We start from the raw sequence: 8,183 nt of genomic DNA, 5'->3' as shown, positions 1-8,183 counted from the left end.
GACTCAGCGATCGTCTCTTCATCTGACCCCCTATCCTTAGTTAACCGCTTCGACAGGTGTCATCGCCGCTTCCGACCACGCCACCGTCTGCCAATGCGCCTCGCGGCGCAGCGTTGCCACCAGCCCCATGCTGAGCCGCGCCTGGCCGCGCTCCGCGGCCAGGCTCAAAAGCGCCGCCCACTCCGCGACCCGCCGCTGCCCCAATGCCCGGGCACAGCTCGCCAGCCAGCGCGCCTCGTCGACCACGGCCGACAGATCGCGCTCTACCAGCATCGGCAACCCATCGATCGCCGCCAGCAGCCGCACCGGGAAGCCACCCCAGGTGCTGCCGCGCCCCCAGCCCAGGTCGCTCAGCCCCTCATGGGGTTCAGGGAGCATCGGACACCTCCTTGAGGGGGCTCGCGGCGCGGCCTACCCCGCCGCCGCCCGTCACCGCCTCATCCGGCAGCGTCGCCAGCCACTGTTCCAGCTCCGCCGCCGTCAAGGGTTGCGAATAGAGGAAACCCTGCAATTGATCACAGCCCTGCTCGACCAGCAGCCGCGCCTGCTCGACGGTTTCCACTCCCTCGGCCACCACCCGGGTACGCAGATCACGGGCCAGCTTCACCGTCATGCCCACCAACTTGAGGCCCATCGAACCGGGGCGCACCTGCTCCACGAAGCCCCGCTCGATCTTGACCTCCTCGAAAGGCAGGTGATACCAGGCCTGCAGGGAGGCATAGCCGGTACCATAATCATCCAGCGAGAAGCCCACCCCCCGCTCGCCCAGGGTCACCATGGCGTGCAGCGCCGTTTCCAGGCACTGAATACGTACGCTCTCTGTCACCTCGAACAGCACACTGCGGCGTACCGCCGCCATCTCTCGATCCAGGCGCGCCGCAATCGCCTCGATGGTCGCCCGGTCTGCCAACAGCGACGACGACAGATTCAGGCTCACCCGTAGCGACACCCCACGCTGGCGCCACTCACCCAGCTGCACCAAAAGTTGATCGAGCAGGTGCAGCGTCAAGGCCCGGATCACCGAACGATTTCCCTCCGCCGCGGCAATGAAACGGCTCGGCTCGATCTCCCCCGCCTCATCCGACGACCAGCGGGCCAGGGCCTCCAGGCCGACGGCCCGGCCCGTGCCGGCGCAGATCTTCGGTTGGTAATGCAAGCGGAACTCGCCGCGGGCGACGCCCTCGATGATCTCGTCCTGCAGCGCCCGAGGATGGCGGAATCGCACCCCATTGAGGCGTCGAGACAGGGCCTCGCCGCACCAGGGCGGATCGTATTGCCCCAGCACCTGCCAGCCCTCCTCGCGCAGCCTGTCGATGGCCGCCTGGGACACCTCCTGCCCCATCACCAGCAGGAAGGGCCGCCGCTCTCCCAGCCTGGCCCAGGCATCCAGGGCCTCGATGCCGCCACTCAGACACTGGCCACGCACCAGCAGGACATCCGGCACCCAAGTGTAGGTGGGACCGCCATCGACTGACCGCTCTCCCAGGAACTGCAGCTGCCGCCCCAGCGTGCCGGCCATGGCGATGATCAACTCCTCGCGAAACGCGCGATCCTCGCCCAAAACCCCAACGTATAACGGCATCACGACTATCCTCTGGATCAACAAATAATAACGACGGCGACGCCATTCGCTTCCTCCCTCTTTCCTCCTCAAACTAGCACTTAAATGCCGAGACTCCATGCCCCATTCCACATCGACACCAAAGTTGACATGATTCCACGAAGAGAAATCTCAGCTCCCTGATTTAAAGGAAATTCTTATAAGCCATTCCGTGTAAATCCCGGCGAGACTGTTAACCAAGATTGCAATCTGCGCACCACGCTTGCGTCCCCACCCGCCGACGTCATAACTTGCGATGGCAAGTGCAGTACCCTTTCTTGACCCTTGTGGTCATTCCTTGATTCCCTGCATTTGGCCCATACCCTATGGGCCTTTTTTTACCTTGATGGTTTAGATAAAGCCCCCGGCCATCCGATGGCAGGCAACGCCCCTCTCGACTTGCCTTCCCCCCGCCACTCAATACAGCACCCGATAGATACCGCGCCCCAAGCAACGCCAATATACCGCCCGTCACGCGACCGGGAAGTGGCAAATTGGGAAGTGGAAAATTGAAGTGGCCTGCGCAAGCACAAGCGGTAGGCGGCGAACGGAAGTGAATGGACGTGGTAGCCATCGCATGGCAAACAGTAGGCTTTCGGCCGCTGCGCCCTCGGGGCTCGATCACCTGGCAGCTCCCTGGGAAGCTCAGTCGAGGCCCGGCATAGAGGGCCCGACAGAGCCAGGCCACGATCTCAGGCCCCGGTCCGCTCGAACCACTGCTGCCAGCGGGCCGTCTGCTTGCTGATGCCTTCCAGGCGCGTCTCGAGTTCGGTGATGGCCGCATGGGAGAGGAAGCGCAGCTTCCAGGCCAGCAGCAGGTAGCCGCGGATCACCTCGAGGCCGGCGCGCACTTCCTTGAGGTGTGCCGCGCCTTGGCGCCGGCCGGCACCGCTGCCCTTGTCGGCCGCATTGGCCAGCACGATATGCCGCAGCGCCTCGGCGATCTCCTGGAGGATGCGCTCGCCCAGGGTGAAGCGGAACGGCTTGGGGAAGCCGCTATGCAGCGGATAATAGGCCTGGCAGAAGGCCAGCAGATCGGCGAAGACTTGTGGATGCTTGAACCCGGATTGCATGGTGCACCATGACGGAAAACGAGATTGCCCGGCAGTTGATGGCGTGTGCCGCCAAGGCCGGCCCCAGTGAACAGAAACGCGCGGCCTTGATCGACCTGCCGCGCCTCGCCTGGGCGCTGGCCGCCCAGATTGCCCAGGGCCACTATCGCCCCGACCCCTGTTCGGTGTTTGCGGTGACCGACCCCAAGCTGCGCGAGATCTTCGCCCCGGCCTTTGCCGACCGCCTGGTGCAACTGTGGCTGATCGGGCATATCGGCCCCTGGCTCGAGCAGCGGCTGATCGACGACACCTATGCCAACCGCAAGGGCGGCGGCACCCACCGGGCCATCGCCCGGCTGCAGCATTTCATGCGTCAGCCCGGCCACCGCTGGTATTGCCAGCTCGATATCCAGGCCTTCTTTCCCTCCATCGAGCGCGCCAGGCTGCTGGCGATGTGGCGCCAGACGTGGCGACCACGGCTGCCGTTCGCCGAGGAGGACCTCGGGCAACTCGACCGGGTGGCCCAGGCGATCCTCGCCCAGGACCCGCTCGACCCGGCGCCCCTCCCCAGCGGCGACCGCCGGCTGCTGCGCCGGATCCCCCGCCACAAGTCGCTGTACGGCGCCGCCCCCGGGGTCGGCCTGCCGATCGGCAGCCTGACCAGCCAGTGCTTCGCCAACCTCTACCTCGACCCGCTGGATCAGTTCGTCAAGCACCGCCTCAAGGTCAAGGGCTATCTCCGCTATATGGACGATATGATCCTGCTGGCCGACGACGCCGAGACCCTGGTGGCCCATCGGCGACAGATCGCCGCCTTTCTCGACGAGCGGCTGGGGCTGGCGCTGCACCCCCGCAAGGTGGTGCTGCAGCGGGTCAACCAGGGCGCCAACTTCCTCGGCGCCATCGTCTACCCCTTCCACAGCCAGGTACGCCAGCGCAGCGTGCGCGCCCTGCGCCAGCGCCTGCGCGCCTTCCAGGCGCTGCTCGACCCGGCCCGGCCGGCAGGGCCGCCCAGCCAACTGACCGCGGCCTGGCAGCGCTGGCTGCGCGACCATCCGGTGTGGTACGCGCCCGGCGTGCCCAACCCGGCGCTGCTGCAGCGCATGCTGGCCACCCTCAACAGCTACTACGGCCTGTTCCGCCAGGCCAATACCTTTCGCCTGCGCCATCACCTCTACCATCGCGAACTGGGCACACTGCGCCGCTTCTTCGTGCCGGCCGATGCGGCCTATCGCCATTTGCGGCTGCGTCGTCACTGGCTGATGATACGCCGGGACTAAATGGCTAACGGGCAGGGGGGTGGGGCCGGGCGCAGGCGGCGATGTTGCTCTGGCGGCAAGCCTACAACACCTCGAACGCCACATTGTTGTTGTTGGTGTCGTTGTTGTTGTTGGTGTTGCCGTCCGTCAAGCGCACATTGTTATGTTTGCTCGACGAGGAGGGCGTGGCCGACCAATGATTGTTATTGGACCAACCCGCCCATTGCGCTTTCACTGGGTGTCGCGCTCACTGGCGACCCTTGCCTTGCCGTTTTCACCGCGCGGCCTTCGATGATGCGCGACCGCCAGGGTCGCGCGGAAAGCGCCAGCCACATCCCCCGGGCCCCTTTTGTGGGCAGCCGTGGCCACCCACCCCATGGGGCACCCGTCGATGACGGGCAGGATGCCCCCTGTCGCGCCCGGCCCCACCGCCCTGCCCGCTCGCCTTGGCCTCCTGATCCAGCCCGAAAAACCCCAAAAAACTCAAAGGTCAAACCTCAAACCTCAACACCCCGGGGGGCTCTGGCGGCAAGCCTACAACACCTCGAACGCCACAACGCCGTTGATGGTGTCGTCGTAGGTGCTGGTGAGGCCGTCCGTCAAGCGCATAATGTCATGCATGCTCGACGAGGCGGGCGTGGCCGACCAATAAAAGTCAGTGGACCAACCCGCCGGCTGCACGCCGGCCTGGGCCGCCAGCGCCTGCAGCTCATCGCGCAGCGGCAGGGCGATGGTTACCCCGTCCAAGTCGGTGCTGCGCGCCTCAAAGGAGGGCTCATCCGCACTGCCCCCGGGGGCGTCGGAGTTTGCCGCATCGAGTCGATTGCCGTCGTTCAGCAGCGCCGGTAGATCATCGCTATGCCGCAGGCGATCTACGGAATCACCCAGGACCCCATTGCCATTGCCATCGAAGGCGTAGAAGAGCCGGGCCTCGCCCGCGTCATCGACGAAGGAGAACGGCAGGATCAGCTGGGAATCCTCGTTCATGTGCCCGTTGCCCACCCCGGCGAAGGCCCCGGCCAGCAGCACGTCCGGGGTGCCCACATAGAGGTAGCGCTCCGCGCTGGGGCTCCCGACGTCCTGGGTGTCGGGATCGTAGTAGCGGGCGCTGAAGTGATAGCCGCCCGGGTCCAGGGCCGGGGTCTCCACCTGCCAGCTGCCGCTGTCATCCACCAGGGTGTATGCCACGGTCTCGGCGCTAGCGCCGCCCACCGGGGTGGCCTCGATGGCCACCCAGCGGCCCGCCTCGCCGTCGCCATAGAGGGTCGGGGTGGTGTCGTCGGTGGTGTGATTGGTGGCCAGGCGGTCGGAGTCGGCGCTATCGCCCTGATAGTCGCCGACGTTATCGATAAAGCCCTCCAGCGTCGGGGTGCCCGTGATCGCCGAGGCCGCGGGCTCGCCCACCACCAGCGGATGGCTGGCGGTGGTGCCGTCGGGGCTCGCCAGGCTGTCGCCCGGGCCGAACAACTCCGCACCGCTCTGACTTTGCAATTCACCAGTGGTGATATTGAGCGACCCCGCGGCGAGGTGATAGCTGCCGTCGTCGAGGGCCAGCCCCTCGAACGGCAGCGTAAACACCAGGCCGTCCGTGGCGGCACTGGCCGCCGCATCGTAGCTGGCGGTGAAGGCCTCGCCGCCGATGGTGACCGCCAGGGTCGCGGCGAAGTCGCCGCTTGTGCTCATCGGCCGGTTGAAGTTCACCTCCAGTTGCAGCGTCTCGTCGTCCGCGTAGTAGACGCCGTTGTCCGGCGCTGCTGCGCTCACCTCGGTGATAACGCGCGCCAGGCTGTCCACGCCGCCGACCAGGCTCAGCGCCGGGTGGGTGAGCACGGCGGGGGTCGTGCCATCCGTGGCGGTCAGGCTGGCGCCATTGAGCGCCAGGGCATCGGCCGGCACCGCGATCGCCTCGGTGTATTCGTCCGCCGGGGCCGTGGCCTGGAATTGGAGCCAGCCCGCCGCGGCGTCGTGGCTCGCGTAGGTCGCCGTGACCAGGCTATCGCCGATCTGCAGATTGAGGCTGGGGCTGCCGCCGCCGGTCTCCAGGTCGATGGCGTCGTGGAAGTGGAGCCGCACCTGGATCGTGTCGCCGTCGTCGTACCAGCCGCTCATCGGTGTCGCCCAGAGTTCGGCCTGGGTGATGACGGGGGCCTCGCTGGTGATCACCGACAGGGCATCGACCCGGCCGCCCGAAAAGCCGAGCTGGGCGGCGTTGCCGGCCAGGTCGGTGAGGGCGGCGCCATCCAGGTCCAGGGGGTCGGCGGCGAGGAAGAGCCCGTCCTGGGAGAGATCGTTCTCGCCCACCGTGTAGACGAAGGCCAGCCGGCCCTGGGCGAGGTCGCTCTGGCTGGCATCGTAGCTGGCGGCCCCCATCGCCTGGCCCAGGGCCAGGGTCGGGGTGGCGCCGTTCAGCGTCAACGCCAGCGCCTCGCCGAAGTCCACCACCAGGCGGATCTCGTCGCCCTCGGTCAGGTAGTCGAGGGTGGGGTCAAGCCGATCGAAGGTGATGTCGAACGTGGCCTCCGCCAGGTCCGGCGGCGTGGTGTCGAGGCGGTACTGATCACTGGGCGCCAGGCCGTCATGGCCAAGGAGCAGGCTCTTGTCGCCATCGACAGGGGCCAGGGTCCAGCCGTAGAGGGTCAGCAGGGGATCGTTGCCCTGGACCCCCAGCTGGGCGGCGTTGTCACCGTCCTGAACCGGATAGCTGAACACCAGGGTGCCCGCCGCCGGGTCGCTCTTGGTGGTGTGGTAGGCGGCCAGGTACTCGGTGTCCTGGTCGTCGATCAGGGTCAGGGTGGGGTTGCTGCCGCCAGTGCCTTCCCAGGTGACGCCGTCACTGAGCTGCACGACGACGTCCAGCTCGTCATCGGCCGGGTAGGCGTTGATGGGCTCATCGTCGGCGAAGGCGAGGCCGGTGATCACCACGACGTCGTTATCGATCACCTGGCTGGCATCGGTCAGGCCGGCGAAGCTCCCATCCAGGGCGTTGCCGGCACCATCCTCGAGGGTGGCGCCGTTCAGGGCCAGGGAGTCGGCGATGACCCGGATGCCCTCCGCCGCCTGATCCTCGAGCTGGACCGTATAGCCGAAACGCAGCAGGGTGGTGCCGTCTGCCGATTCCTCTCCCTGCCATACCGCCTGCACGGTGGTACTGCTCGCGCCGTTCAACAGCTCGAGGTCGAGGGTGGGCGGTGTCGGGTCATCGACGGTGATCGCCGCCAGGGAACGGTTGAGCGTCAGGGTGATCTCGATCTCATCGCCCTGGGCATAGAGCCCGTGCAGGGCATCCGGCTCACTGGTGAAGGCGACCGCCTCGATGGTCGGTGGCTCGCTGTACAGGGTGACGCTGAGCGGCGCCGAGCCCTCGCTGACATTGCCCGCCGCGTCGGTGACGGTGGCGGTCAGGGTCAGGCTGTCGCCGTCGTCGAGCCCGGGCGTGAAGGCATAGCTGCCGGGGTCGCTCTCGCTGGCCTCGCCGAGGAAGCCGCCGTCTTCGGCATAGACGCGTACCGTGCCGCCGGCCTCGGCCGTGATGACCAGGGTATCGTTCTGGGTGACGCCGGAGACGCTGCCGGTATCCTCGTCCAGGGCCAGGCTCGGCGCCGCCGGCACCAGGGTGTCCACCGTCAGTTCATGGGTCGCCGAGCTCAGCAGGTTGCCGGCGCCGTCGGCGACGTTGTTGACCTCGAGGGTCAGGAGGCCCTCCAGATCGTCATCGGCCGCCAGCTGAACGCGATAGGACTGCTGGCCACTACCGATCTCCACCAGCGAATCGGCCACCAGGCTGCCGTTGGTCACCGCGAGATTCGCTTCGCTGAAGCCGACCACCGGCTCATCGAAGACCAGGTAGACCCAGACGGGGCCGGTGGTGCTGTTGATCACCGCCGGGGCCGAGCTGTCGATGCTCAGACTCGGTGGGGTGGTGTCGAGGGTCCAGGCCTGGGTATTGCCGCCCGCCTCGCTGCGGTTGCCGGCCACATCCTCCTGGCGCACCTGGATCATGCCGGGGGCGTAGTCGCCCTCGGCCAGGCTGAAGCTGGTGTCGCTGCCCGCCTGCCAGCTTTGCCCGGCATCGGTGGAGTACTCCCAGCTGGCGCCGGCCTCCAGGCCGCTCACCGTCACCTCGGGGTGGTGGGTCACGCCGGTCACGCTGCCGGTATCCTCGGCCAGCGCCACCGTCGGCGCGTCCGGCGCCTTCGTGTCCAGCGCCACGCTGAGGCTCTGATCCCCGGGACTCGCCAGCGTATTGCCGGCGCCGTCCTCGAGCTCGGCCCC

5 protein-coding genes are annotated in these 8,183 nt (G+C 67.2%); 1 reads left to right on the top strand and 4 read right to left on the bottom strand.

Features of this window, described 5'->3' with window-relative positions; all coding sequences use genetic code 11:
* Positions 1–36: 36 nt before the first annotated feature.
* The 3 genes from IHD13_RS17690 to IHD13_RS17680 form a co-directional block, all read right to left on the bottom strand.
* Complete coding sequence (locus IHD13_RS17690; protein ID WP_195862355.1) at positions 37–378, bottom strand: hypothetical protein; 342 nt, start codon at positions 376–378, stop codon at positions 37–39.
* Positions 368–1,582, bottom strand: coding sequence for an EAL domain-containing protein (locus IHD13_RS17685; RefSeq protein WP_195862354.1), 1,215 nt, complete (start codon positions 1,580–1,582; stop codon positions 368–370). The genes IHD13_RS17690 and IHD13_RS17685 overlap by 11 nt, the downstream gene beginning before the upstream one ends.
* Positions 1,583–2,292: 710 nt before the next feature.
* A complete protein-coding gene (locus tag IHD13_RS17680; protein WP_195862353.1) occupies positions 2,293–2,673 on the bottom strand; it encodes a four helix bundle protein in 381 nt (126 codons plus the stop codon).
* 8 nt (positions 2,674–2,681) lie between these two features.
* Here IHD13_RS17680 and IHD13_RS17675 point away from each other — a divergent pair, with 8 nt between their 5' ends.
* Positions 2,682–3,932 (top strand): RNA-directed DNA polymerase, encoded by a 1,251-nt coding sequence (locus IHD13_RS17675; protein ID WP_195862352.1) that lies wholly within the window; start codon positions 2,682–2,684, stop codon positions 3,930–3,932.
* Between the two features lie 513 nt (positions 3,933–4,445).
* Here IHD13_RS17675 and IHD13_RS17670 read toward each other — a convergent pair.
* Positions 4,446–8,183: Ig-like domain-containing protein (locus IHD13_RS17670; protein ID WP_195862351.1), on the bottom strand; the 3,738-nt coding region annotated here is incomplete at its 5' end.

Source organism: Halomonas sp. 328, assembly GCF_015645095.1.
GTDB lineage: Bacteria > Pseudomonadota > Gammaproteobacteria > Pseudomonadales > Halomonadaceae > Bisbaumannia.
This window is presented reverse-complemented; position numbering and strand designations above follow the sequence as displayed.